Source organism: Microbacterium oleivorans NBRC 103075 (assembly GCF_001552475.1).
In the GTDB taxonomy this organism is placed as follows: Bacteria; Actinomycetota; Actinomycetes; order Actinomycetales; family Microbacteriaceae; genus Microbacterium; species Microbacterium oleivorans.
In genome coordinates this window covers 139,583-165,628 of record NZ_BCRG01000007.1, presented here as the reverse complement: position 1 = coordinate 165,628, position 26,046 = coordinate 139,583, and the positions used below count along the sequence as shown (strand labels likewise).

Here is a 26,046-nt window from a genome sequence, read left to right as displayed (position 1 = left end):
GTCACTGCTCTCCGCTCGACTCCCGAACGAGACGGCACACGCCGATCTGAAGATCGATGCGAGCTCATCACCACGGGCTTCGAGGTGGAGTCCCCATCCTAGACCAAAAGGTCATGTTCTCTCTAGGAGAGGTTTGGGATGGATTTTGTTCTCCGCTTGAGGGGGCGGGGAGGCCTTCCGGTCTCTCGCTCTTCCCTGTGGGGCGAACAAGTAATAAGTTACGCGGGGCTCGGAGGTCCGGCAAATCCTGCTCGCACCCCGGGCGTGTCGCGCAGGCGGAGCCGGCAAACGAGGAAGGCCGCCCTCCCCCGCGATGGGGTGGGCGGCCTCTTCGTAACGAGGGTGCTCAGGATGCGAACACGCCCGCGAGGGTCTTCTTTCCTCGGCGGAGAACGGACACGCCTCCCGGGAGGGTGCCCGTGATGAGTTGCTCCCCGTCGACGACCTTGACGCCGTCGACGGACACGCCGCCCTGCGAGATCGCCCGACGGGCCTCACCGGCGCTCGACACGAGGCCGGTCTCGATGAGCGCTTGCACCACGGAGATCTGATCGACGGCCGTGACGTTCGGAAGCTCCTCGAGTGCGGTTCGCAGTGTGGGCGCGTCGAGGGCCGTCAGATCCCCCTGCCCGAAGAGGGCCTCCGATGCGGCGACGACGGCCGACGCCGCCTGCAGTCCGTGAACGGTCGTCGTCACCTCCATCGCAAGACGGCGCTGTGCCGCACGGCGGAAGGGCTCCGTCTCGACGAGTCGCTCGTACTGCTCGATCTCCGCGCGAGTGAGGAACGTGAAGATCTTCAGGCGGGAGATGACATCAGCGTCGTCCGTGTTGAGCCAGAACTGGTACATGCGGTACGGGCTGCACATCTCGGCATCCAGCCAGACCGCGTTGCCCTCGCTCTTACCGAACTTCGTGCCGTCACTGTTGGTGATCAACGGCGTACCGATCGCGTGAACCGACCTGCCCTCGACGCGATGGATGAGGTCCGTGCCACTCGTGAGGTTGCCCCACTGATCACTGCCGCCGGTCTGCAGGACGCACTCGTACTGGCGGAAGAGTTCGAGGTAGTCCATCCCCTGCAGGATCTGGTAGCTGAACTCGGTGTAGCTGATGCCTGCATCGGAGTTCAGACGGGCGGCGACCGCATCCTTCTTCAGCATGGTGCCGACGCGGTAGTGCTTGCCGACCTCGCGCAGGAAATCGATCGCGCTCATCGGCGCGGTCCAGTCAAGGTTGTTCACGAGTCGCGCCGCGTTGTCGCCCTCGAAACTCAGGAAGCGCCCCACCTGGCCACGCAGTCGTTCAACCCAATCGGTGACGGTTTCGCGGGTGTTCAGCGTCCGCTCTGCCGTGGGACGCGGGTCACCGATGAGGCCCGTGGAGCCGCCGACCAGACCGAGCGGCTTGTGTCCCGCCAGCTGGAGCCGGCGCAGGAGGAGCAGCTGCACCAGGTTGCCGAGATGCAGGCTCGGTGCGGTCGGGTCGAAGCCGCAGTAGTACGTGATCGGGTCCCCGGACAGAAGCTCGCGCAGCGAGTGCTCATCGGTCGACACGTGCACGAGGCCGCGCCAGACGATCTCGTCCCATACGTTCTCGAAGGACGGGTCATTGGCGGGCGCGAGTGCTGTCAGGTCAGCGCTCGAAACGGTTTCAGACACGCCCTCCAGGCTACCAGCGGGCTCTCGGCGGATCAGTCCGGGGCGACCTCGTCGTACAGTCCGATGACGTTGCCCTCCGAGTCGCGGAGATACACCCAGCGCGAGCGCTCATCGAGTGGCTGGATCTCCCCCATCTGCTCACCGCCGGCTGCGACCGCAAGGTCGATGGTGTCCTCTATCCGGTCCACCGTGAAGACGACCGTGGGATGGGGCAGAACACCGCGGACGTGAAGGTCGCCGTTCGAGCCTTCGCCGTCGGGATGCGTGATCGTCCCCATGTCGTCGCCCCACGGGGTGTAGTCGAAGCCGAGGACGTCCTTGTAGAAGGTCTGCGCCCGCCGAATGTCATCGACGGGGATCTCGAAGTGCTCCATTTTCGCCATGACCAGAGAAAACCAGATGCGCCGAGGACGGGCAAGGATCAGGCGGACGTTCCCCACCAGAGCAGAAAGGCCGCACCGAGAGCCGTCGCCCAGCTGACGAGGCTCCCGATGAGGAAGTACTCGGCCCGCGTGCCGAGATCGGTGTCGCGGGAGATCTCCGGGAACCGCACGATTCCCTTCGCGGCGAGGACGGCGGCGAGCAGCGTGAATGCGCCCGTCACGGTCAACGCGAACACGAGGACGCGCTCGAGGGGTCCGATGAGCCGCCCGCCCTTCAGCACCGTCGGCGCGTCGACCGCGACATCACCGCCACGGAGCGCGGAGCGGACCACGACGTTGCCGGACTCGGTCAGGAAGACGAGGGCTCCCCCCACGAGCACCCCGACGTCGAGACTGACCGCGCCCAGCGGCGAGCCGACCGGCCAGACTGCCCCCAGCGGCCCCTGGTCCGCCCGGACGCCGACGAACGCGACCGCTCCGACGGTGACCAGCGCGACACCGACCAACGGCCACAGTCCTGATCGACCGCCCGTCGAGCCGCGTGTCGCCAAGATCCACAGCGCGGAGACTCCCGCAGCGACGAATGCCCAGACTGCGGCATCCGCTCCGGCGGCTCCGATGACGACGGCGAGCACAGCCAGGACGTAGATCGCTCCGCGCCGGCGCCCTGACACGTGCAGTCGGATGAGGTCCGCGAGGCCCACTGCCAGGAGGACGATCCCCGCCCCGATCACGACGGGTCCTTCGCCAGGTCGGCGAACCCCGCGACGAGCGCGGCTGAACCGGCGGTCGCGAGTGCTTGAGAGACCGCCGGCTGCGTGATCCCCTCGGCATCCGCCAGCTCCCGCTGGGTGCGCCCGAGGCACCGGCCGTACGTGAGGCGCCGGGTCCGTTCGCTCATAGATGCGACGAGCTCGTCGCGAGCGAGGACGTAGGCGTTGGCGTACGCGATGCGTTCGAGCATGACGGCATCCTCTTCCTTGGTCGCGGCGATCCGCGTGCGCGCGTGCGGCACGGCGCGGTCCTGCAGGCGGTGCGCTTCATCGATCGCCGCGCGCGCGGCCCACCACCCGGGTCCGTCCGTGATCGCCTCATCGACGGGGCCGACCGCACCCACTCCGATTCCGAACCTCAGCTGCACCCCCTCGGGGAGGTCCAGCTGGATCAAGAGGAGCGAGGTCAACGCGGCGGTGAGAGTGCGATACACGGACTGGAACTCGTCGCCGACCGTGGCGGCCAACGCAGATGCCGCGACAGGGTGGTCCGCGTGGACGCGACCAGCGGTCGCCACGATCGATCGCTGCGCTCCCGCGCGATCAGCGAGGGTCCGAGAACCGACGATGTCGGCGATCACTGCGACGCGAAGTGTCATGGAACGCAGGTTACGTCGGTTATCTTCGGAGTGCAATAAGCGTTTTGCTTATTTTCCTCGGTTTATAAGTTCCACCGTCACAGCTGGAGATCGCGGGCGAGATCCTGCGCGCGGGCGACCAGCGACGCGCGCTGTTCGGCCACCCGAACAGGTGCCGTCCCCCCGGCGCCGTCGCGACTGGCCACGGAGCCGTCGACCGTCAGCACGTCGCGGACACCGGCATCGAGGTGCGGCGAGACCTGCGCCAGCAGGTCGTCGTCGGCATCCTCAAGCCCGATCCCCCGCTGCTCGCACGCCTGAACCAGGGCACCGGAGACCTCGTGCGCATCGCGGAAGGGCACGCCCCGCTTCACGAGCCAATCCGCCACGTCCGTCGCGAGCGAGAAACCCTCTGGGGCCGAGGCGACCATGCGATCCGTGTCGAACCGCAGGGTCGCGATCATCCCGGCGAACGCAGGGAGGAGCACCTCGAGCGTCGACACCGAGTCGAACACCGGCTCCTTGTCCTCCTGAAGATCACGGTTGTACGCGAGCGGAAGAGCTTTCAGCGTCGCGAGCAGGCCGGTGAGGTTGCCGATCAGGCGACCCGACTTCCCCCGAGCGAGCTCGGCGATGTCGGGGTTCTTCTTCTGCGGCATGATGCTCGAACCGGTCGAGAAGCCGTCGTCAAGGCGAACGAAGGAGAACTCGCGCGTGTTCCAGATGATGATGTCCTCGGCGAACCGGGAGATGTCGACGCCGATCATCGCGGTGACGAAGGCGAACTCCGCGACGACGTCACGGGACGACGTCCCGTCCATCGAGTTCTCCGCCGGGCGGGCGAGGCCCAGGTCCTGCGCCACGGCCTGGGCATCCAGGCCGAACGTCGCCCCGGCGAGCGCTCCCCCGCCGTACGGTGAGACGGATGCCCGCGCCGTCCAGTCGCGAAGGCGCTCGAGGTCGCGGATCAGAGGCCAGGCGTGCGCCTGCAGGTGGTGGGCCAGCAGGACGGGCTGAGCATGCTGGAGGTGCGTGCGGCCGGGCATGATCGCGGTGGGGTGTGATTCGGCCTGAGCGACGATCGCGTCGATCACGCGAACCAGATCGCGTGCGATCACTCGGGAGTGGTCCAGGAGGAACAGGCGCACCAAGGTCGCGATCTGGTCGTTCCGGCTGCGGCCCGCGCGGAGCTTTCCCCCGAGTTCAGGGCCGACCTCGCGGATGAGGGCAGCCTCCAACGCGCCGTGGACGTCCTCGTCGGACTCGGCAGCGACCAGGTCTCCGGAGCGCACGGCGTCACGCAACGCGTTGAGGCCGGCGTGCATCCGCTCCTCTTCGTCGGTCGTGAGATACCCGGCCGCGGCCAGGGCACGCGCATGCGCGTGCGAGCCGGCGATGTCGTACTCCGCCAGGGCCCAATCGAAATGCGTGGAACGGCTCAGGGCGACCAGTTCCGGAGACGGCCCCGTCGCGAACCGCCCGCCCCACAATGACCCTTGATTCGTCGCTTCGCTCTTGCTCTCACTCACGTGACCACCCTATCGGCGCGGTCCAGGTCGTCCCGGGGCACCAACCGACGGGACAGGAGCGCGAGGGCCGACTCGAGGGGTCCCTGACCGCGGAACACCGCCCACGCCGTGCAGAAGATCACCGCGCCGGCGGAGAACCACCAGAAGAGACCGAGATCTCGGAAGGCGCCGAGATCGGTGGTGGTGTCGAAGATCGCCAGGGCGACCACGGCCCAGACCAGGACCTGGCCGACGTAGGCGGTCAGCGGCATCGACCCGACGGCGCGCATCGGGGCCACTATCCAGGTCAGCGGTGTGCGGCACATCAGAAGGCACGCTCCCAGGACCGCCACGGCGAAACCGCCGGAGGAGACGACCTCGACGAGGCCACCGCTGTGCGCCGCTCCGTCGAGGGCGGAGGCGAGGGGGGTTCCCTCCTGCGAGATTCCGGCGGCATCCACCAGGATCCCGAGGACCCCACCGAGGACGGCGGCAGCGACGCCTCCCGCGAAGACCATCACCTGCACCGATGCACATCTCAGATCGGTGCGACCCAGCGCCATCCCCGCGACCACGAAAGCGATCCACAGCGGGAACGGATACGCCCACCCGGTGACGAAGAACAACATCTGACCCGCGTCGCCGGTCCACAACGGCAGTTCCTCGAGGAACGGCAGCACCCAGGGAACGACGAGGGCGACGGATGCCGCGATCACCCAGAGGACGCCCGCGGACAGAGTCAACAGCGGCAGCGCGAGAAGGAAGAGGATGCCGTACGCCTGGAGGATCACGTAGATCGGGACGCCGGTCTGGGTGAGGAGCATTCCGATCGCCCAGAGCACGACGGCGCGGACGGCGAGTCGACGCCTGCTGACTCGGAGCCGCGCGCCGCGGTGCGGCATCCTCCCGCCCGTCATCAGGGCTATTGACACCCCCGCGAGGGTGGCGAACAGGATCGAGGACCGACCGTTGACCAGGTCGACCCAGGTCGGCGGGTCGGAGAGAGAAAACGGCTCTTCGATCGTCAGCAGGTGAGCGGCGAGCATGCCGAAGACGGCGAGCGCCCGGGCGAGGTCGATGCCGTGGAGCCTGGCGGGGCCGTTCCAGCTCCGCCAGGCATCGGTCATTGCTGACGGAGCAGCCACACCAGAAGCGCCTTCTGCGCGTGCAGACGATTCTCCGCCTCGTCCCAGACCACGCTCTGCGGCCCGTCGATCACGTCGGCATCCACTTCGTACCCGCGGTCGGCGGGGAGGCAGTGGATGAAGATCGCGTCGTCCTGAGCGAGCGTCATCGTCTCCTGGGTGACCTTGTACGAACCCAGGTCACGCAGCCGCGCGATCTTCTCCTCTTCCTTACCCATCGACACCCACGTGTCGGTGACGATCACGTCGGCACCGGCCGCCGCTTCGAGGGGATCGGTGTACAGGGTCAGCGACCCACCCGTCGACGCGGCGATGCGATCGGCATCCGCGACGACATCGGGACGCGGCGCATAGGCCTCAGGTGACGCGATACGCACGTGCATGCCGGCGGTGACGCCGGCGAGGGCGTAGGAGTGCGACATGTTCGACAGTCCGTCGCCGAAGAACGCGAGAGTGAGGCCGGCGAGCGACCCCTTGTGCTCGCGAATCGTGAGCAGGTCGGCGAGCAGCTGGCAGGGGTGAAAGTCGTCGCTGAGCGCGTTCACGACGGGAACCCGTGTCCCCGCGGCCATCTCCTCGAGGCCGGCCTGCGCGTAGGTCCGCCACACGATCGCCGCGACCTGTCGCTCCAGCACCCGCGCCGTGTCGGACGGGGTCTCCTTGCCGCCGAGCTGGCTGTTGGCCGTCGAGATGATGAGTGGCGATCCGCCCAGGTCGGCGATGCCGACGGCGAACGACACCCGGGTGCGCGTGGAGGACTTGTCGAAGATGACCGCGACGGTCTGCGGCCCCTCGAGGGGCTTCTCCCTCCAGCGATCGGCCTTCAGCTCGAGGGCGAGGTCGAGGATCTCGGCCTGCTCGGCAGGGGTCAGGTCATCGTCGCGCAGCAGATGGCGGGTCATGCGGAGGCCTCCGTGGTCTCGTGGGTGTCGTCCAGCATCAGGGCGTCCTCGACGGTCGCGAGGGCGCGGGCGAAAAGGTTCTGGAATTCGTCGATCTCGACGTCACCGATCGTCAGCGCCGGGGCGAGACGAATCGTCGAGTCGTTGGCCGCGTTGATGATCAGCCCGTGCTGCTGGGCTGCGGCGACGACCGCGCCGGCGACGGGATGCCGCAGAGCGACCCCGATCAGGAGGCCCTGGCCGCGGCATCCCTCGACCAGGGCGGAACCGATCGCCGTCACCGCGTCGCGGATCTGCTGACCACGCTCCGCGGCAGCGTCGACCAACCCGGCGCTCTCGATCTCGTCGAGGACGGCCGACGCGACGGCCGTCGCCAGTGGGTTGCCGCCGAACGTGGACCCGTGCGTGCCCGGGTAGAAGAGATCGCTCGCGGCACCGAACGTGATGAGAGCGCCGATCGGGATGCCGTTGCCGATGCCCTTCGCGACGGTGATGGCGTCGGGTGTGATGCCGGTGTGCTGGAAGGCGAACCATGCGCCGGTGCGACCGGCTCCCGTCTGGATCTCGTCGATGATCAGCAGCGCGCCGTGGCGCTCGGTGAGTTCGCGGGCTGCGGCGAGGTATCCCTCCGGCAACTCGAGGACACCGGCCTCCCCCTTGATCGGCTCGACAAACAGCGCTGCCACGCGGTCGTCGATGGCAGCTTCGAGCGCCTCGATCGTCGAGTCGAGGAACTCGACGCCGGGAACCATCGGCTCGAACGGCTGCTGCATCGCAGGCTTACCGGTGAGGGCGAGCGTTCCCATTGTGCGGCCGTGGAAGGCGTTCTTCAGGGCGAGGATGCGGGGGCGATCCGCCCCGCCGTGGAGACGAGCGAGCTTGAAGGCCGCCTCGTTCGCCTCGGCGCCCGAGTTGCCGAAGTAGACCCGGCCGGACTCGCCCGTGCCGGCGAGGCGCTTGAGTCGCGCAGCGAGCCCCAGCTGCGGAGGCGTCGCGAAGTAGTTGGAGACATGCCCGAGGGTCGCGGCCTGATCCGCCACGGCCTTCACGAACACCGGGTGGGCGTGGCCGAGGGAGATGACGGCGATACCGCCGAGGAAGTCGAGGTAACGAGTGCCCTCGTCGTCCCACAGGTGCGCACCCTCGCCGCGCACCAGCAGCGCGAACCGGTCACCCGAGTTGAGGACGAGGTCGCGAGAGGCATCGTCCTTCCAGCTCACTGTCGCCTGCGCGGTCATCCCGCCACCACCTCTGTTCCGATTCCGCGTTGCGTGAAGAGCTCGACCAGCACCGAGTGCGGCTGCCGGCCGTCGATGATCGCCGCCCGGTCGACGCCACCGTCGACCGCGTCAAGGCAGGCCTGCATCTTCGGGATCATCCCCGACTCCAGGCTCGGCAGCATCGTGCGGAGCTCCGTTGCCGTCAGGTGCGAGACGAGCGAATCGCGGTTCGGCCAGTCGGCGTACAGGCCTGCGACGTCGGTCAGGATCACGAGCTTGACCGCTCCGAGCGCGACCGCCAGGGCGGCTGCGGCAGCATCCGCATTCACGTTGAGGGAACTGCCCGGCTGATCGATGTCGGGCGCGATCGACGACACGACGGGCACACGGTCGGCCGCCAAGTGGTCGAGGATAGCCGTCGGGTCGACGCCGACGACGTCACCGACATGGCCGAGGTCGTGTTCGGCGCCGTCGACGACGACACCACGTCGCCGGCCCTCGAAGAGACCGGCGTCCTCCCCCGACATGCCCGTCGCGAACGACCCGTGCGCATTGATGCGGGAGACGAGCTGCGGATTGATCTGCCCGGCCAGCACCATGCGGACGACGCCGATCGCCTCTGTGCTCGTGACGCGATATCCACCCTTGAACTCGCTGGGGATGGAGAGCCGGTCGAGCATCTGGGATATCTGCGGTCCGCCGCCGTGGACGACGACAGGCTTCACACCGACGTGGTGCAGGTAGGCAATGTCCTCAGCGAAGGCCGCCTGCAGCTCCTCGCTCACCATCGCGTTGCCGCCGTACTTGATGACGACGATCTGGTCACGGAACCGCTTGAGCCACGGGAGCGACTCGACGAGGACGGCGGCCTTGCCGGCGGCCTCTTCCGGAGTGGTCTGCTGAATGTCGGTCATGACGAGTAGGCGCTGTTTTCGTGGACGTAGTCGTGCGTGAGGTCGTTGGTGAGGATCGTCGCCGCCGCATCGCCGACGCGCAGGTCGACGAGGATGTGCGTGGCGCGAGGCGTCAGGTCGACCTCCTCGCGGGGGCGGTCGGGCCCGCCTGCGGTGCAGACCCGAACGCCGTTGAAGGACACGTCCACGTCGTACGGGTCGAAGGCGGCATCCGTCGTGCCGATCGCGGCGAGCACGCGGCCCCAGTTCGGATCGTTTCCGAAGATCGCGGCCTTGAAGAGGTTGTTGCGAGCGACCGAGCGGCCGACGGTGACGGCGTCGTCCTCGTTCGCAGCCCCGACGACCTCGATCGTGATGTCGTGGCTCGCCCCCTCGGCATCCCCCTGCAACTGCGCGGCGAGATCGAGGCAGAGCTCCGTGAGCGCGGAGGTGAACTCCACAGGGTCGGGACGGATGCCGCTGGCTCCGCTCGCGAGGAGCGTCACCTGGTCGTTCGTCGACATGCAGCCGTCGGAGTCGAGCCGGTCGAAGCTGACCCGCGTGGCCTCGCGCAGCGCAGCGTCGGCGGCCGCGGCATCCAGGTCGGCGTCAGTGGTGACGACGACGAGCATCGTCGCGAGCCCGGGCGCCAGCATGCCGGCCCCCTTGGCCATGCCGCCGATCGTCCAGCCGCCCCGAGTGACGACGGAACGCTTCGGCCGCGAGTCCGTCGTCATGATGGCGAGGGATGCCGCTTCTCCCCCGTCCGTCGAGAGGGCGGCGATGCCCTGGTCGACACCGTCGAGCACCTTGCCGCGGAAGACCTCGTCACCGGTGCCGATGAGACCGGTCGAGCAGACGAGCACGTCGCCGGCACCGATGCCGAGGAGCTCGGCGGCTTTCTCGGCAGTCTGATGAGTGGTCTGGAATCCGAAGGACCCTGTGAAGCAGTTGGCCCCACCGGAGTTCAGGACGATCGCCTCGACAAGACCGTCACCGATGACCTGCTCCGACCAGAGGATCGGGTTCGCCTTGGCGCGGTTCGTCGTGAAAACGGCGGCACCGACCTTCTTCGGTCCGCGGTTCACGACGACGGCGACATCGTTCGCCCCCGTCGACTTCAGACCGACGGCGACTCCGGCCGCCTCGAAACCCTGCGCTGCCGTGACGCTCACGGTGCCACTCCGTTCACACTCAAGCCCGTGGTCTCAGGGAGACCGAGGGCGATGTTCATCGATTGGATCGCGGCACCTGCGGTGCCCTTGACGAGGTTGTCGACCGCTGCCACCACCACGACGCGGCCCGCGGAGCGGTCGATCGCGAGGCCGAGGAGTGCGGTGTTCGCACCCAGCACATCCGCGGTCCGCGGGAAGGAGCCTTCCGGAAGCAGGTGCACGAACGGTTCGTCGGCGTAGGCCGACTCCCAGGCATCGCGGATCTGCGCATCGGTGACACCGGGCACTATCGGGGCAGTCGAGGTGGCGAGGATGCCGCGGGACATGGGGACGAGCACGGGAGTGAACGAGATGCGGATGTCGCCGGCTGCGGGCGCGGCGGCGGCGAGCGCCTGCCGGATCTCGGGAATGTGCCGGTGCGTGCCACCCACGGCATACGGGTTGGCGGTGCCGAGGATCTCGGACGCGAGCAGGTTCGTCTTGAGGCTCTTTCCCGCACCGGACGGGCCGACGGCGAGGACCGTGACGATGTCGCCCGGATCGATGACCCCCGCGGCCACACCGGGGGCAAGACTCAGCGAGACGGTCGAGGCGTTGCATCCCGGAGCCGCGATCCGGCGCGCACCGACGAGTGCGCCGCGCTGCTTCTCGGATGCGACGACCAGTTCGGGCACACCGTACGCCCAGGGCTCTGAGAACGCCCCCCCATAGAAGGCGTCCCAGGCGGCCGAGTCGGTCAAGCGGTGGTCCGCACCCGCATCGATCACGAGCGGGGCGTCGGACAGCATGTCGGTGTACTGCGCCGACTGACCGTGCGGCAGCGCGAGGAACACGATGTCGTGGCCTGCGAGCACCTCCGGGGTGGTGTCCTGCAGCGTCAGGTGCGCAAGCGAGCGCAGGTGGGGCTGATGGTCGATGAGGGGCTGCCCGGCGTTGGAGTGCGCCGTGACGGTGCGGATCTCGACGTCGGGGTGCGATGCGAGGAGGCGGAGGATCTCGCCGCCCGCATAGCCGGAAGCGCCGGAGACGGCGACCGAGAAGGTCATGGAGTCAACCTTATTGTCTGGGGTGGATGGGCCGAGGACGGCGACACCTGCGGCTCGATCCGCGAAGCGCGGAGAGCGGGAGGGGTCGCCTAGCGTCGGCGGTCGCCCAGACGTCGACGCGCGCGGACCACCGTCGAAACGGTGAGGGTCGCGGGCGAGGACATACCGCGACGGTAGCGCCGCGGCATCCATCGTCGCAAATCGACGCTCAGCGACCGGCCCGGAGAGACTCGATGAGAGCGAGCTCCTCAGCTCGCTCGAGGCCGGTCGACCGGGACCGCGCGACTCCGCGGACGCGCTCGTCCTCGAGAACTCGCGCGATGGTCTCCGACAGGGGACGGTTGCCGCCGCCCGCCGCCCGGTACGCCGCACCGCTTCGAGTGGCGAACCCCGGCATGTCGCCCGGCAACCACAACGGCAGTGACCGTGGTCCCGCCCAGTGCGCGACGCCATGTCGCTCGAGCCAGTCGGAGGTCGCGGAGTGCACCTCGCCGCTGTGGCCGGCGGCATCCTTCGCGAGATCCAGAACGTGACCGAGGGGATGCGACGTCCCCACCGCGTCGACCACGCCGTCGAACCCTCGGGCTCCCGACGAGACGATGAAGGCCACGAGGTCGTCGACGTCGATCACCTGGGCGCGAAGGCCCGCGGCATCGGGGACGAGGACGGGTTCGGCGGCTGCCGCCGCGAACCGCGCGGGCCAATAGCCGAATCGGTCGGTCGGATCGCCGGGGCCGACGATGAGTCCCGGGCGGATGACGGCGACGCGGACGGCGAGCGCGGCGGCCGCGTGTTCGCAGGCGACCTTTGCTCGCGCGTAGTCGTACGGCTCGCCGTCGCCCAGCGGCTCGACCACCGCGGCGCGCTCGTCGGCGCCGGGGCGATCGGCCTCGGCGTAGACCGACACACTGGAGATGTACGTCGCGTGTGCGGCACGCTCGCCCAGTGCGGACGCAGCCTGCGCCACGTGGCCGGGACTCGAGGAGATGTCCACGATCTCGTCCCACTCGACGTCGTCGACGGCGTCGTACGCGCCCGGTTCGGAGCGGTCGGCCACCACGAGATCCGCCCCGGCGGGGGCGGGCCTGTCGCCCCGCGCGAGCACGGTCACCCGCGCGCCGCGCTCGACCCACGCCTGCGCGACGAGGCGGCCGACCCAGCCTGTTCCGCCGAGAACGAGGACGCGGTCGCTCATGTCGGCAGTGACCGGATGCGATCGAAGAGCTCGGGCCCGGAGCGGTCGAACGTCCGTCCACCGAGGAACACGCCGAGCACGACGACTCCCCCGCCGACGATCACGCCCGTGGCGAGCGTCGCCCACGCCCAGCCCTCGCCGCCCTGCACCATGCCGGTGACGGCGAGCACGAGAGTGGGAAGGGAGAGGACGCCGATCACGGCCCAGACGACGAACGCCATCAGGCCGCTGACGAAAGTCTGGCCCGGGACGCTCTTGAACGGGCTGTCCCCGGGAGCGGCGACCGGGGTGATGATCATCGCGGACGTCACCGCCGAGACGCCGTACCCCGTGAGCAGGACCCCGAGAGCGGCGCCGAGGACGAGCGGCAGACGCCCGGCATCCGTACTCAGGACGACGGTGACGACCGAGAGGACGACCACGAGCGGGATGCCGACGCACGCCGCTCCGAGCAGACGCCCGAGCCGATCGTCCCGCCCCCGGATCCCGGTCGCCAGGACCGTCGCGTACGCCGTGCCGTCGTAGGAGATGTCGGTGTAGCTCGCGATGGCCAGCATGAAGGCGACCAGGACGGGCGACGCGGCGAACCCGAAGCCGTCGACACCCCCGATGAAGGCGAACAGGACCGGGAAGATCGGGACGACGAGGAGCTGACGGATGTATCGCGGATCGCGGAGCCAGGCCGTGAGCGAGCGCGCCCAGGTCGCCCCGATGCCGCCGGTCGGCATCACGCCGAAGAGTCCAAGCTTTCCCGCCTTCACCCGGCGACTCGTCTGATGCGGCGGAGACGAGGTCGCGCCGTCGACGGCCCGCGACCAGGCCCACCAGAGCAGGACCAGGCTGACGATCGCAACGCCCGCGCGAGCGAGGGCCAGCAGCCCGTCACCCGCGGCGAGCGCGGGAGCGACACTCCACGCGGCCCCGAGAGGCGTCCACGGCAGGACGTCGGCCGCGGCGGCGAGCCGATCGCCCAACGAGCCGCCTCCGCCGTCGAGGAGAGCGAGTATCCCCGTGAGAAGAGGCCCCGAGAGCATCGCGACGACGAGGACGAGCGTGCCGATGAACTCGCGCCCGCGCCGGTTGCCGCCGAAACCGCCGGACAGCTCCGCGACGAGGCGGGAGGCGACGACGCAGATCGCCACCCCGACGACGGCGGCGGGGATGCCGGCGAGGGCAGCCAGCGGCCAGCGGAGCCAGAGGACGAGAGAGATCAGGGCGAGGAGGGTCGTGACGACCCCGGGGATGCCGGTCGCCGCGGTGCCGACGAGCGCGAGCATCGTCTGACGGCGGGTGAACGGGAAAGGCGCGAGGCGCCGCGCATCGATGGACGTATCCATTCCGGCGACGATGATGGGACCGAGAACCCACCCGAGGATGAGCGCGCTCCCGGCGATGATGCTGACTTCGGCCGCGGCCTCGAGCGACCCGAACAGGCTGAGCGACACGATGCCCGCGGTGAGCGAGGTCAGGATGCCGAGCCCCCACAGCACCCCGAAGATGAACCCGACGAGTTGCCAGGGCCGCCGGGCGAGGGTGTTGAAGAGGGCGCGGTACCGGAGCTTCAGGACTGTCGCAACCACTGCGGCCCCTCGCTCTGGTGACGACCGCCGACGAGATCGACGAAGCGGTCCTGCAGGCTCTGCCCGCCGCGGACCTCGTCGATTGTGCCGGCCGCGAGCACTCGACCCGCCGCGATGACCGCGACGTGGTCGCACATGCGCTGCACAAGGTCCATCGAGTGGCTCGACACGATGACCGATCCACCCGAGGCCGTGTAGCTCCGGAGGACGTCCTCGATGTTCGCCGCCGAGACGGGATCAACGGATTCGAACGGCTCGTCGAGGACGAGGAGACGCGGAGCGTGGACGAGCGCGCACGCGAGCGCGATCTTCTTGGTCATGCCGGCGGAATAGTCGGCGACGATCGTCCCGGCCGCCGGTCGCAGGTCCATCAAGTCGAGGAGGTCGGATACGCGCGGCGCGATCTCCGTGCGCGGTAGGCCGAACATCATCGCGGTGTAGGTGATGAGCTGCTCGCCCGTGAGGCGGTCGAACAGCCGGATGCCATCGGACAGGTTGCCGATGATGCGCTTCGCCGCAACGGGGTCGCGCCACACGTCGATGCCGTGCACCCAGGCGCCACCGGCGTCGGGGCGGAGGAGGCCGGTCGCCATCGAGAGAGTCGTGGTCTTTCCCGCGCCGTTCGGCCCGACGAGCCCATAGAACGAGCCGGCGGGGACGACGAGGTCGATCCCGGCGACGGCGGGAGTCGATCCGAACTGCTTGAAGAGACCGGAGAGTTGGAGGGCGGGGACGGTTCGTGGCTCACTCACCCGGCGAGCCTAGCGAACGCCCTCGCTCCGATGTCAGCCCCACCTGACACAGTGTCCGTATGCTCCGAACGCTCGCAGTCTCCGGCTACCGGTCCCTCCGCGATGTCGTGCTTCCGCTCGGCGAACTCACCGTCGTCACAGGACCGAACGGCTCGGGCAAGTCGAACCTCTACCGGGCGCTTCGCCTGCTCGCGTCGGCGGCGACGGGCGACCTCGTCGGCGCGGTGGCCCGTGAAGGCGGTCTTCCGTCACTGTTGTGGGCGGGACCGGAAGAAGGCGGCGATCAGGGCACGGTCCGCCGCAACCCGATCGCCGTGCAGCTGGGGTTCTCATCGGATGAGCTGGGGTACCTCGTCGATCTCGGCATCCCGCAGATCGCTCAGGACAGTGTGTTCGCCCGCGATCCCGAGATCAAGCGCGAGCAGGTGTTTGCCGGTCCCTTCGCCAAACCCGCCACCCTGCTCATCGACCGCCTCCGCTCCCAGACCCGCATCCGCGACGGCGCCTGGGTGTCCCTCGAGCAGAAGCTCGCGCCGTTCGAGAGCATCATCACCGACCTCGCCGAGGGAGACACGGCACCCGAGCTGCTGGGGCTCCGCCGCATCATGAACGGCTGGCGGTTCTACGACCACTTCCGAGTGGATGCCGACGCGCCCGCCCGGCGTCCGCAGGTCGGGACGCGGTCGCCGCTGCTCGCCCACGACGGATCGAACCTCGCGGCGGTGTGGGCGACTGTCGTCGACGCGGGATTCGGGCCCCAACTCGACCGCGCGGTCGACGAGGCGTTCCCCGGCAGCCGGGTGACCGTCGAGGCATCCGACGGCGTCCTCCGACTGGCAGTGCGGCAGCCGGGGCTCCTCAGACCTCTGGATGCCGCAGAGCTCTCCGACGGGACGCTCCGCTACCTGCTCCTGTGCGCGGCCCTGCTGCCGGCGCGGCCGGCGCCACTGACGGTCCTCAACGAGCCCGAGTCGAGCCTTCACACGAGTCTGCTCGGACCTCTGGCGAACCTGGTCCGTGCGGCATCCGAGCAGACGCAGGTGATCCTGGTGTCGCACGCGGCGGGCCTCGTCGACGCGATTCCCGAGGCCAACCGGGTCTCCCTCGAGCGCCGCCTCGACGGGACGGCGGTGGAGGGCCAGGGACGCTTGGACGGTCCGCCGTGGAACTGGGGCAAGCGCTGAGGATCGCCGGCGACGGGTAGCGTTGCCGGATGCCGCCGCTCGCTGTTCCCGGTCCGATCCCGACGCGTTCCGGCCCCGTCACCGGCCGCCGCGACGGGGACGTGATCCGTTATTCCGGGATCCCCTACGCGAACGCCGACCGCGGCGCGCCGCCCGCGCCGGCCGCACCGCCGACGGGACTCGACGGTGAACCTCTCGTGCTGCGAGCGACGGATACAGCACCGGCGTGCCCGCAACCGTCGTCACGGATTCTCGAGACCCTGATGCAGGGCGCCCTCGACGGCGTCCCGCAGTCGGAGGACTGCCAGCGCCTCTCCATCACGCTGCCCGCCGACCTTCGCTCCGGCGAGGTCGTGCCTGTCATCGTCTGGTTCCACGGCGGCGGATATACGACGGGAGCGGGCGACCTGGCGATCTACGATCCCCACGCGCTCGTCGTCGAACAGCGCGTGATCGTCGTCGCCGTGACCTCACGGCTGGGGATGCTGGGCTTCGGCGGGGGCGGATCTGGTCCGAGGCGTCCCCATGACGGAGCGCCCGCCAACCTCGGCCTGCTCGATCAGATCGAGGCGCTGCGCTGGATCCACGACTCGATCGCCGCGTTCGGCGGCGACCCCGAGACGGTCACCGCGATGGGGCAGTCCGCAGGTGCCGACGCGATCCTGCACCTCCTGATCAGCGACGGTGCGCGCGGCCTCATCCGAAGGGCGATCGTGCAGAGCCCGCCGCTCGGGATCACGACCGGGCGCGAGCGGATGTTCCGCGCGATGGCTCGGATCACGCGGGCGCTTCCCACGGACGCGCCGGTGGATGCCGTGCTGCGGCGTCAGGCACGGGCAGAGCGCGCGTCGTGGGCCTCCGGCATCCGTTCGGGATTGCCGTGGGGTCCGCGCTACGGTCACGCACCGCTTCCCCGAGAGGAGGACCGGGATGCCGCGTGGCGCGCGGTCGCGCCGGAGGTCGACCTCCTCATCGGGACCACCAGGGACGAGATCGCGATGTACCTGCCGGCCCTGCCCGTGATCGCGCCGCTCCTGCGTGTGCCGGTGCTCGGTCGAGCGCTCCGGGCGATCCTCATGGGGGTGATGGTCCGCCCGATGACGCGGTTCGTCTACACCCGGCCTGTCCAGGCGTTCGCCGAGCGCCACCGTGCAGCGGGCGGTCGTGCGGTGCGATACGTGTTAGAGGCCGCTCCCCCATCCAGCCCCATCGGCGTGGGGCACACGGTCGACGTCCCGCTCATCCTCGGCACGCGAGAGGCGTGGACGCGCACGAGCCTCGTGCCGCCGGAGTCGTGGCCGGAGGTCGCCGCACGCGGACGTACCGTGCGCCGCGTCTGGGCGGCCTTCGCGCGCACAGGAACAGTCGCGGTCGACGTGGACGCACGTGGCTGCGGCATGCGCTTCGAGCGCGACTGATCCCAGCCTCACCGCCTGAGGACGGCGACGAACCGACACCGCGAGCGGCTGAGCGGAACGCCTGGTGCGTCAGTCCCGGATCGAGGCCCCGTACCGCTCCGCCGCGACAGCCACACCCGCGAGCTTGGCCTCCGTGGCCTCCGCCGCCGTCAGCGTGCGATCGTCGGCGCGGAAGCGCAGTGCGAACGTCAGGCTCTTCGACCCGTCCGGGACGCCCGCGCCGCGGTAGTCGTCCACGAGGCGGAGGTCCTCCAGCAACGCGCCTGCGCCGTGAGCGAGCGCGCCGCTCACCTCGCTGGCGGCGAGGTCAGCGGGGACGACGAGCGACACGTCCTGAGTCGCGGCAGGGTAGGTCGCGAGCGACGGCGTCGCATCCGGGGCAGGGGTCAGTGCCAGCACCGCGTCGACATCGATCTCGGCGACGAAGACGCGCCCGTGCAGGTCGGCCGCCTCGGCGACCGTCGGCAGGAGCTCGCCCACGTAGCCGACCTCGGCATCGCCCACGAAGAGGGAACCCGCGCGGCCCGGGTGGAGGGCAGCGCGCTGCGCTTGACGGACGTCGATCGTCACGCCCGCAGCGGTCGCGACCGTCTGGACGGCGCCGAGCGCGTCGGCGAGATCGAACGAGATCGCCTGCTGGCCCGGGGCCTTCGACACGGCGTGGCCGTGGAGAAGGACGGCGACATGGCGCGGCTGGGGCGGGATCGAGGCGTGCAGCGCGGCGAGTGTCGCCTCGTCGGGCAGCTGGGCGAGCGGCGGAACGGTCGTCGTGCCGTACTCGGCCCCCGGTGCCGGCGTGAACACGGTGCCGGTTTCGAACAGCGCCAGGTCGGTGAAGCCACGCGACACGTTGCGGTGTGCGATCTGCAGGAGACCCGGCAGAAGGGAACGACGCAGGAACGGCGCCTGGCCGTCGAGCGGGTTCGCCAGGCGAATCGACGGAAGGTGCTCCCCCGACGGTGAGCCGTGCAGGGCGTTCTGCTCTTCGGTCGTGAACGGGAACGCGACGACCTCGACGTGACCGGCAGCAGCCAGCGCGTTCACGACGCGACGACGCCCGCGCTGGAGGGCGGTGAGGCCACGGCCCGAGGGCGGCGTCGGAAGGATCGAAGGGATGCGGTCGAGCCCATGAAGGCGCGCGACCTCTTCGGCGAGGGTCCAGCGATCGGTCAGGTCGGGACGCCAGGACGGCGGGATGACCTCCCAGCCACCGTCAGCGTCGAGGACCTCGCAGCCGATCGTCTCGAGCGCGCCGACGATCTCGTCGGACGTGTAGTCGACGCCGATGAGGCCGGAGACGAACGCGGTCGGGAGCTCGACGGAGGGGACGAACACCTCGGCGAAGAGAGCTCCGCCCGTGGTCGTGTCGAGCGTCCCACCCGCGAGCTCGACCATGAGATCGGCGACGCGGCGCGCCGCGACGAACGGGATGAGCGGGTCGACGCCGCGCTCGAAACGGCGCGAGGCTTCGCTGGGGAGCTTGTGCCGGCGGGCGGTGCGGGCGACCGACACGGGATCGAAGATCGCGGCTTCGATGAGGACGTTGCGCGTGGCATCCCCCATCTCGGTCTTGCCGCCGCCCATGACGCCAGCGAGGCCGATGGGACCCGAGCCGTCGGTGATCAGGAGATCTTCGGCGTCGAGCGTGCGTTCCTTGCCGTCGAGAGTCGTGAGCTTCTCCCCCGCCGCCGCGCGTCGTACGGTGATGCCACCCGACAGCGTGTCGAGGTCGTAGCCGTGGATCGGGTTGCCGAGTTCGAGCATCACGTAGTTGGTGATGTCGATGAGGATGCCGAGGGACCGGATGCCGGCGAGCGAGAGCCGCGCCGTCATCCACGGCGGCGTAGGCCGGGAGGGGTCTACATCGCGCACGATGCGCACGACGAACTCACTCACGCCCGGCTTGCCGTGGATCGGGGACGCGTCATCGACGGTGACGTTGAAGCCGCCCGTGGGCTGCTCGAGGTCCTCGAACGGGCGGAGACCCGGGTCGGTGAAGGAGGCGCGTGTCGCGTGAGCGTACTCGCGGGCGGCGCCGCGGATCGAGAGCGCGTAGCCGCGGTCGGGAGTCACGTTGATGTCGACCGCGACGTCGTCGAGTCCGAGGAGCGCGATCGCGTCGGTGCCGACCTCGGGGTCGAGACCGAGTTCGGTGAGACGCAGGATGCCGGAGTGCTCCTCGCCGAGGCCCAGCTCCTTCGCCGAGGCGATCATGCCGTCGGAGACGTGGCCGTAGGTCTTGCGGGCGGCGATCGGGAACGGACCGGGGAGAACTGCGCCGGGGAGCGTCACGACGACCTTGTCGCCTTCGAAGAAGTTGCCGGCTCCGCAGACGATGCCGCGCACACCGCCGTTCACCTCGCCCACATCCACCTGGCACCAGCGGATCGTCTTGCCGTTGGACTGCGGCTCAGCGTCGAACGAGACGACCCGACCGACGACGATAGGCCCGGTGAGGTCGAACGCGTGAACGTCTTCCTCCTCGAAGCCGACCGAGACGAAGGAAGCGAGAACGTCCTCGGGAGTCGTACCGGGCGTGACGTCGACGTACTCGCCGAGCCAAGAAAGAGGGACGCGCATCAGACCACCATTCCGAACTGCTCGCTGAAGCGGACATCGCCCTCGGCCATGTCGCGCATGTCCTGCACATCGCTGCGGAACATCAGCGTCCGCTCGATGCCCATCCCGAAGGCGAACCCCGAGTACACCTCGGGGTCGATGCCCGCGGCGCGGAGGACGTTGGGGTTCACCATCCCGCATCCGCCCCATTCGATCCAGCGGGCGCCACCGGGGAAAGTGGGGTGCCACAGATCGAGCTCGGCGGACGGCTCGGTGAAGGGGAAGTAATTGGTGCGGAACCGGGTCTTCGCCTCGGCGCCGAAGAGCACCTTCGCGGCGTGGTCGAGCGTGCCCTTGAGGTGCGCCATCGTGATGCCCTTGTCGATAACGAGCCCCTCGAACTGCGTGAAGGCGGGGAGGTGCGTCGCGTCGAACTCATCGGTGCGGTACACCCGACCCGGGCAGAGGATGTAGATCGGCACGTCGCGCTCGAGCATCGAGCGCACCTGGACGGGGCTCGTGTGCGTGCGCATGACGAGGTGGCGGGCGACCGGGTCTACGAAGAAGGTGTCCTGCATCTGACGCGCCGGGTGATCGGGGGCGAAGTTCAACGCATCGAAGTTGAACCACTCGTGCTCGAGCTCGGGTCCCTCCGCGATCTCCCACCCCATGCCGACGAACAGGTCCGCGATCTCCTCCTGGAGGAGGGAGATGGGATGCCGGGCGCCCACGCGTCCGCGGGGGGCGATCGCCGTGATGTCGACGCGCTCGGCCTCGAGCTTCGCGGCCGTCTCGGCGGCAGCGAGCTCCGCCTCGCGGGCAGCGAGGGCCTGATTGACGCGTCCACGTGCCTGGCCGACGAGCTTGCCGAAGGCAGCCTTCTGGTCGTTCGGCACATTCCGCAGCTGCGCGTTCAACCGCGCGAGCGGCGACCCCTCAGCGCTGTGGGCGGAACGAGCCGCTTTCAGCGCTGCGGTGTCGGGGGCGGCGGCGAAGGCTGCCAGCGCGTCAGCGACGGCGGCATCCACCGCCTCGGGGGTGATCTCAGGTGCGTCGGACACGAGAAACGAGTCTACCGGCGGGCCGAAGTGCGGCCCGCCGGTGCGTCGTCAGATGCGCCCGTCGCCCCCGCCAGCACCGAGGTTGAACTTCCCCCCGCCGCGCTGGGCGATGATGAGCTCCGTGTCAGTGGTCTCGCCGAGAGGGCGGCTCGGTGCAGCCCCGGTCGTGCGCGGCGAGCGACGCAGACGCTTCTCGACGCGATTCGCGACCAGCGACAGCAGAAGGCACAGGGCGATGTAGATCGCCGCGACGATCAGGGTCGCGGGCACGATCGGAGAGCCATACGTGGACTGCGACCCGATGAAGCGCGCGTAGAACAGCAGTTCCTCGTACGTGATGATGTATCCGAGTGCCGTGTCCTTCAAAGTCACCACGAGCTGTGCGATGATCACCGGCATCATCGTCCGGACCGCCTGCGGCAGAAGAACGAGTCGCATGACGCCGCTTTTGCGGAGTCCGATCGCGTAGCCGGCTTCTTTCTGCCCACGGGGCAGAGACTCGACGCCCGCTCGGATGACCTCCGCCAAGACCGATCCGTTGTACGCGATGAGCGCGATGACGACCGCCCAGTAGGGCTCGAGGCGCACGCCGACGACCGGGAGGCCGTAGTACAACAGGAACATCATCACCAGGACAGGGATTGCGCGCAGCACCTCGATCACGGCGGTGAACGGGGCACGCACCCATGCATGGTCCGAGAGTCGGCCGATGGCCAGGACGAAACCGAAGACGAGAGCGCCGACGGCCGCCGCACCGAAGGCCGCGAGGGTGTTGCCGGCCGCCTTCGCAACGTTGATCCACACGTTCGTGAACGTGAAGGCGTACCACTTCTCCGCGGTGAACTGTCCCGTGGCTGCGAGACGCCAGACGAAGAAGCCGATGACGGCGGCGACGAGCAAGATCGTCACGACTGCGATCACGCGGTTGCGTGCGACCGCCTTGGGACCGGGAACATCGTAGAGAACGCTGCTCATCGCGCCACCTTCCAACGGAGCTCGAGTCGTCGCTGCAGCCACGACAGCAGCAGGACGAGCGCGATGAAGATCACCATCACCCAGAGGATCACGGCCATCTGGCTCTCGCCGCGCTCGCTCAGGTAAGCACGGATGGACCCGAGGTTGACGACCGAGAAGCCCGCCGCGACCGTGGTGTTCTTGAGGAGTGCGATGAAGACGCTCATCATCGGCGGGATGACGGAGCGGAACGCCTGGGGCATGACCACGAGGGACATCACCTGTCCGAACGTCAGGCCGAGCGCTCGGGCGGCTTCCGCCTGCCCGACGGGGACGGTGTTGACGCCGGAGCGGATGGTCTCTGCCACATAGGTGGCCGTATAGATACCGAGCGCTGCGATGCCCAACTGGACGGGGTCGATGCGGAGCTCGAGAAGAGGCGGTAGCGCGAAGGCGAACCCAAAGAAGACGAGAGTGAGCGGCGTGTTCCTGATGGTGTTGACGTAGAGGGTTCCGACCCCACGAGCAATCGGCACAGGCGACACGCGCATAGCGCCGACGATGATCCCGAGGACCAATGCCAGTATTCCGCCTCCGACGAACAGGATCAGCGTCCCGACGAGAGCGTCACGCCACAGGTCGAGGTTGTCGGTGATGACGCCCATGGGCGTTCCTCCCGGTGGATCGGGATCGGGGGCGGCTTGCGCCGCCCCCGATCGTCGTCAGTTCTCGACGGCAGGCTGGGTTGCTTTGATGCCCGAGGGCGCGAGGTGCTCGTCGAACAGAGCAGTCCACACATCTCCACCGTCGGTGAACAGCTTGTTGATGTGCTCCTTGAGCACCGTGTCCCCCTTGGGGAGGCCGACGCCGTAGTTCTCGGTGCTGAAAGGCTCTCCGGCGATCTTCAGCTTGTCGGGCTGCTGCGCAACGTAACCCGCGAGGATCGCCTCATCGGTCGTGATCGCATCCACCTGGCCCTGCAGGAGCTGGTCGATGCACTGCGAATACGTGTCGTACTCGCGGGTGTCGCCCGGCTTGTACTCGTCACGGATCCGCTGCAGCGGGGTGGAACCGGTCACCGAGCACACGACCTTGCCGGCGAGGTCGTCGGGGCTCGTGATGTCGGTGTTGTCCTTGGCGACGAGCAGACCCTGACCCGTGACGAAGTAAGGACCTGCGAAGTCGATCTGCTCCTTGCGGGAGTCAGTGATCGAATACGTGCCTACGTAGTAGTCGATGTCCCCGTTGACGAGGGACTGCTCGCGGTTGGCAGAGGGGATCGACTTGTACTCGATCTTGCTCTCCTCGAAGCCGAGCGACGCCGCGATCCACCGCGCGATGTCGACGTCGAAGCCCGTACGTTCGCCGGAAGCGGCGTCCTCGTAGCCCAGGCCGGGCTGGTCGCTCTTGACGCCGACGACGACCTTGTCGCGCTCCGTCATTGCGTCGAACGTCGGGCTGCCATCGAGCTTGACGTCGCTCGCGACCTCCCAGAGGCCTTCGGTCTCTTCGCCGCCGCCATTGGCGCCGCCGGGGCTGGTCGGGCTGCCGCTGTTGCAGCCTGCGAGCGCGAGTGCCGCGATCGCGATTCCGGCGAAGGCGCCGGCAAGTCGAGTCTTACGCATGTGATCCTCCTGGTTTCGTGTCGTTCGTCGTTCGTCGCGCCGGTGCAGGGCGCGGACGTCTCAGTGGGTGATGAGCTTGGAGAGGAAGTCCTTCGCCCGATCGCTCTTCGGGTTGGTGAAGAACTCCTGCGGAGCTGCCTCTTCCACGATCTGCCCGTCGGCCATGAAGACCACCCGGTCAGCCGCCTTGCGGGCGAAGCCCATCTCGTGGGTGACGACGATCATCGTCATCCCGTCCTGCGCGAGGCCGACCATCACGTCGAGGACCTCGTTGATCATCTCGGGGTCGAGAGCCGACGTGGGCTCGTCGAAGAGCATCACCTTCGGCTTCATCGCCAGAGCACGGGCGATCGCGACGCGCTGCTGCTGGCCACCGGACAGCTGCGCAGGCAGCTTGTCGGCCTGGTGCCCGACGCCCACACGGTCGAGCAGTTCACGGGCGAGCTTGTCGGCATCCGCCTTCTTCATGCCTTTGACCTTGATCGGCCCGAGGGTGACGTTCTCGAGGATCGTGAGGTGGGAGAAGAGGTTGAACGACTGGAAGACCATGCCCACGTCGGCACGGAGCGCCGCGAGCGCCTTGCCCTCGGCGGGGAGGTCGGCTCCGTCGATGGTGATCGACCCGCTCGTGATCGTCTCGAGCCGGTTGATGGTGCGGCAGAGCGTCGACTTGCCCGACCCGGACGGGCCGACGACGACAACGACCTCGCCGCGGTTGACCGACAAGTCGATGTCGGTGAGGGCCTGGAAGTCGCCGTAGTGCTTCTGCACGTTCGTCATGACGACGAGCGGCTGGCCTCGGCGGACGTCGATGTTCGACGTGCGCGGCGCAGGATCGGCAGCAGGAGTGGTCATGCTCCGACCCTATGGGGGATGACGTCCGGAGACCCGCCTGGTTGCGCGGGGTTTACAGTTCCGTAATCATTCGGGTCCGTTGCCCGCGCGCTGGGCGAAAGCGGACTCGTACAGACAGACGCTCGCGGCGGTGGCGAGGTTCAACGATTCGGCCCGACCGTAGATCGGCAGGCGAAGCGACAGATCGACCAACGCCAGCGCATCGTCGTCGAGGCCTCGGGCCTCGTTTCCGAACACCCAGGCGGTCGGCTCGGCGAGGGTCCCGCGGTGATCGACGAAGTCCTCTCCCCCGACATCGGCCGCAACGATCCGGAGCCCCGCCGAGCGGGCACGACCCGCGGCATCCGCCAGTTCGATGCCGACCGCCACCGGAAGGTGGAAGAGCGAGCCGGTCGTTGCACGGACCACCTTGGGGTTGAAGGGGTCGACGGTGCGACCGGTGAGGATGACCGCGTCGGCACCGACGGCATCCGCGGCACGGATGATCGTGCCGAGGTTTCCCGGGTCCCGCACCTCCTCGCAGATCACGATGAGTTTCGGGTCATCGGCGAAGATGTCGCGCACTGACGTCGGCACTTGGCGGGCGACGGCGATGATGCCCTGCGGGGTGACCGTGTCGGCCATGGCCTCGATGACGGCCTCGCTCGCGAATTCCGCTTCGACTCCCGCATCGGATGCCGCCTCGCGAATGTCCTGGTGCTTCTCCCACGCCGAGGGGGTGGCGTACAGCTCGACCAGCGTGTCGGGTCGCCAGGTGAGGGCCTCTCGGGCGGCCTGCGGCCCTTCGAGGAGGTAGAGCCCCGTCTCCTGACGAGCTGCGCGCTTGGTCAGCTTCGCAACAGCACGGACACGCGGCGACCGGGGGTTCTCGAGCACGTTCTCAGTGTAGGGGCGCACGTCCGGCGGACACGCGAAAGGGCGCCCTCCGAAGAGGACGCCCTTTCACAAAGGTGACGCGATCAGGCCTTGGGGGCGTTCACGTCAGCCGGCAGCGCAGCCTTCGCCGTCGCGACGAGCGAGGTGAAGACGGCGGGCTCGTTGACCGCGAGCTCGGCGAGCATGCGACGGTCGACCTGGACACCGGCAAGGCCGAGGCCCTGGATGAAGCGGTTGTACGTGATGCCGTTCTGGCGGGCAGCGGCGTTGATGCGCTGGATCCAAAGGCGACGGAAGTCGCCCTTGCGCTTGCGACGGTCACGGTACGCGTAGACGAGCGAGTGGGTGACCTGCTCCTTCGCCTTGCGGTACAGACGCGAACGCTGTCCGCGGTAACCGGAGGCGCGCTCGAGGATGACGCGACGCTTCTTGTGGGCGTTGACAGCCCGCTTGACTCTAGCCATTTCTTCTACTTCCTAATGTGCGTCGGCGATCAGATGCCGAGGAGCTTCTTGGCGACCTTGGCGTCACCCTTGGCCAGGACCTGCTCCTGGTCGAGGCGACGGGTACGACGGGTCGACTTGCCCTCAAGGTTGTGGCGCAGGTTTGCCTGCTGCTTCATCAGCTTGCCGCTGCCGGTGACCTTGAAACGCTTCTTGGCACCCGAGTGGGTCTTCTGCTTCGGCATATCTCTTCCTTCGTTG

25 protein-coding genes are annotated in these 26,046 nt (G+C 68.7%); 2 read left to right on the top strand and 23 right to left on the bottom strand.

The genetic code is table 11. The features are described 5' to 3' along the window. Positions 1-346: 346 nt before the first annotated feature. The 14 genes from tyrS to MO1_RS08895 form a co-directional block, all read right to left on the bottom strand. The gene (tyrS, locus tag MO1_RS08960; RefSeq protein ID WP_060915830.1) at positions 347-1,660 is read right to left on the bottom strand and encodes a tyrosine--tRNA ligase; all 1,314 of its coding nucleotides are present in this window, start codon (positions 1,658-1,660) and stop codon (positions 347-349) included. 32 nt (positions 1,661-1,692) lie between these two features. Beyond that, entirely contained in the window at positions 1,693-2,043 is a 351-nt protein-coding gene (locus MO1_RS08955) for a VOC family protein (protein ID WP_235186156.1), read from the bottom strand. 38 nt (positions 2,044-2,081) lie between these two features. After that, complete coding sequence (locus MO1_RS08950; RefSeq protein ID WP_060915829.1) at positions 2,082-2,777, bottom strand: hypothetical protein; 696 nt, start codon at positions 2,775-2,777, stop codon at positions 2,082-2,084. Continuing rightward, the gene (locus MO1_RS08945; RefSeq protein ID WP_036313811.1) at positions 2,774-3,415 is read right to left on the bottom strand and encodes a SatD family protein; all 642 of its coding nucleotides are present in this window, start codon (positions 3,413-3,415) and stop codon (positions 2,774-2,776) included. Before MO1_RS08945 ends, MO1_RS08950 begins: the two co-directional genes overlap by 4 nt. Positions 3,416-3,492: 77 nt before the next feature. Continuing rightward, positions 3,493-4,923 (bottom strand): argininosuccinate lyase, encoded by a 1,431-nt coding sequence (argH, locus tag MO1_RS08940; protein ID WP_036313810.1) that lies wholly within the window; start codon positions 4,921-4,923, stop codon positions 3,493-3,495. Continuing rightward, a complete protein-coding gene (locus MO1_RS08935; protein WP_036313809.1) occupies positions 4,920-6,029 on the bottom strand; it encodes a heparan-alpha-glucosaminide N-acetyltransferase domain-containing protein in 1,110 nt (369 codons plus the stop codon). The genes argH and MO1_RS08935 overlap by 4 nt, the downstream gene beginning before the upstream one ends. Further along, positions 6,026-6,949, bottom strand: coding sequence for an ornithine carbamoyltransferase (gene argF / locus MO1_RS08930; protein ID WP_036313808.1), 924 nt, complete (start codon positions 6,947-6,949; stop codon positions 6,026-6,028). The genes MO1_RS08935 and argF overlap by 4 nt, the downstream gene beginning before the upstream one ends. Then, positions 6,946-8,187 (bottom strand): acetylornithine transaminase, encoded by a 1,242-nt coding sequence (locus MO1_RS08925; protein ID WP_060915828.1) that lies wholly within the window; start codon positions 8,185-8,187, stop codon positions 6,946-6,948. The genes argF and MO1_RS08925 overlap by 4 nt, the downstream gene beginning before the upstream one ends. After that, positions 8,184-9,083 carry an acetylglutamate kinase gene (argB, locus tag MO1_RS08920; RefSeq protein ID WP_060915827.1) on the bottom strand — a complete coding sequence of 300 codons (900 nt, stop codon included), beginning with the start codon at positions 9,081-9,083 and terminating at the stop codon, positions 8,184-8,186. Before argB ends, MO1_RS08925 begins: the two co-directional genes overlap by 4 nt. Continuing rightward, a complete protein-coding gene (gene argJ / locus MO1_RS08915; RefSeq protein ID WP_060915826.1) occupies positions 9,080-10,237 on the bottom strand; it encodes a bifunctional glutamate N-acetyltransferase/amino-acid acetyltransferase ArgJ in 1,158 nt (385 codons plus the stop codon). The genes argB and argJ overlap by 4 nt, the downstream gene beginning before the upstream one ends. Beyond that, the gene (gene argC / locus MO1_RS08910) at positions 10,234-11,283 is read right to left on the bottom strand and encodes an N-acetyl-gamma-glutamyl-phosphate reductase (RefSeq protein ID WP_060915825.1); all 1,050 of its coding nucleotides are present in this window, start codon (positions 11,281-11,283) and stop codon (positions 10,234-10,236) included. Before argC ends, argJ begins: the two co-directional genes overlap by 4 nt. Before the next feature lie 208 nt (positions 11,284-11,491). Further along, positions 11,492-12,478: an NAD-dependent epimerase/dehydratase family protein gene (locus MO1_RS08905; RefSeq protein ID WP_060915824.1), complete on the bottom strand. Its 987-nt coding sequence runs from the start codon at positions 12,476-12,478 to the stop codon at positions 11,492-11,494. Next, positions 12,475-14,058 (bottom strand): hypothetical protein, encoded by a 1,584-nt coding sequence (locus MO1_RS08900; protein ID WP_060915823.1) that lies wholly within the window; start codon positions 14,056-14,058, stop codon positions 12,475-12,477. The genes MO1_RS08905 and MO1_RS08900 overlap by 4 nt, the downstream gene beginning before the upstream one ends. After that, positions 14,040-14,810, bottom strand: a complete 771-nt coding sequence (locus MO1_RS08895; protein WP_036313792.1) for an ABC transporter ATP-binding protein — start codon at positions 14,808-14,810, stop codon at positions 14,040-14,042. Before MO1_RS08895 ends, MO1_RS08900 begins: the two co-directional genes overlap by 19 nt. Positions 14,811-14,869: 59 nt before the next feature. Here MO1_RS08895 and MO1_RS08890 point away from each other — a divergent pair, with 59 nt between their 5' ends. After that, on the top strand, positions 14,870-15,994 hold the full coding sequence (locus tag MO1_RS08890) for an AAA family ATPase (protein ID WP_036313789.1): 1,125 nt from the start codon (positions 14,870-14,872) through the stop codon (positions 15,992-15,994). Between the two features lie 29 nt (positions 15,995-16,023). Next, positions 16,024-17,412, top strand: coding sequence for a carboxylesterase family protein (locus tag MO1_RS08885; RefSeq protein WP_036313786.1), 1,389 nt, complete (start codon positions 16,024-16,026; stop codon positions 17,410-17,412). 69 nt (positions 17,413-17,481) lie between these two features. Here MO1_RS08885 and pheT read toward each other — a convergent pair whose 3' ends face one another. The 9 genes from pheT to rpmI form a co-directional block, all read right to left on the bottom strand. Beyond that, positions 17,482-19,992, bottom strand: coding sequence for a phenylalanine--tRNA ligase subunit beta (gene pheT / locus MO1_RS08880; protein WP_060915822.1), 2,511 nt, complete (start codon positions 19,990-19,992; stop codon positions 17,482-17,484). Next, complete coding sequence (pheS, locus tag MO1_RS08875; protein WP_036313780.1) at positions 19,992-21,032, bottom strand: phenylalanine--tRNA ligase subunit alpha; 1,041 nt, start codon at positions 21,030-21,032, stop codon at positions 19,992-19,994. The genes pheT and pheS overlap by 1 nt, the downstream gene beginning before the upstream one ends. A gap of 48 nt (positions 21,033-21,080) precedes the next feature. Further along, positions 21,081-22,007 (bottom strand): amino acid ABC transporter permease, encoded by a 927-nt coding sequence (locus MO1_RS08870; protein WP_036313777.1) that lies wholly within the window; start codon positions 22,005-22,007, stop codon positions 21,081-21,083. Then, on the bottom strand, positions 22,004-22,651 hold the full coding sequence (locus tag MO1_RS08865) for an amino acid ABC transporter permease (protein ID WP_036313774.1): 648 nt from the start codon (positions 22,649-22,651) through the stop codon (positions 22,004-22,006). Before MO1_RS08865 ends, MO1_RS08870 begins: the two co-directional genes overlap by 4 nt. Positions 22,652-22,708: 57 nt before the next feature. Then, positions 22,709-23,611, bottom strand: coding sequence for a glutamate ABC transporter substrate-binding protein (locus MO1_RS08860; protein WP_036313772.1), 903 nt, complete (start codon positions 23,609-23,611; stop codon positions 22,709-22,711). Between the two features lie 60 nt (positions 23,612-23,671). After that, positions 23,672-24,391: an amino acid ABC transporter ATP-binding protein gene (locus MO1_RS08855; protein WP_174520574.1), complete on the bottom strand. Its 720-nt coding sequence runs from the start codon at positions 24,389-24,391 to the stop codon at positions 23,672-23,674. A gap of 141 nt (positions 24,392-24,532) precedes the next feature. Then, positions 24,533-25,342 carry a TrmH family RNA methyltransferase gene (locus MO1_RS08850; protein WP_036313888.1) on the bottom strand — a complete coding sequence of 270 codons (810 nt, stop codon included), beginning with the start codon at positions 25,340-25,342 and terminating at the stop codon, positions 24,533-24,535. A gap of 83 nt (positions 25,343-25,425) precedes the next feature. Then, entirely contained in the window at positions 25,426-25,806 is a 381-nt protein-coding gene (gene rplT, locus MO1_RS08845) for a 50S ribosomal protein L20 (RefSeq protein WP_036313766.1), read from the bottom strand. 29 nt (positions 25,807-25,835) lie between these two features. Next, positions 25,836-26,030, bottom strand: coding sequence for a 50S ribosomal protein L35 (gene rpmI / locus MO1_RS08840; RefSeq protein ID WP_036313763.1), 195 nt, complete (start codon positions 26,028-26,030; stop codon positions 25,836-25,838). Positions 26,031-26,046: the final 16 nt, after the last annotated feature.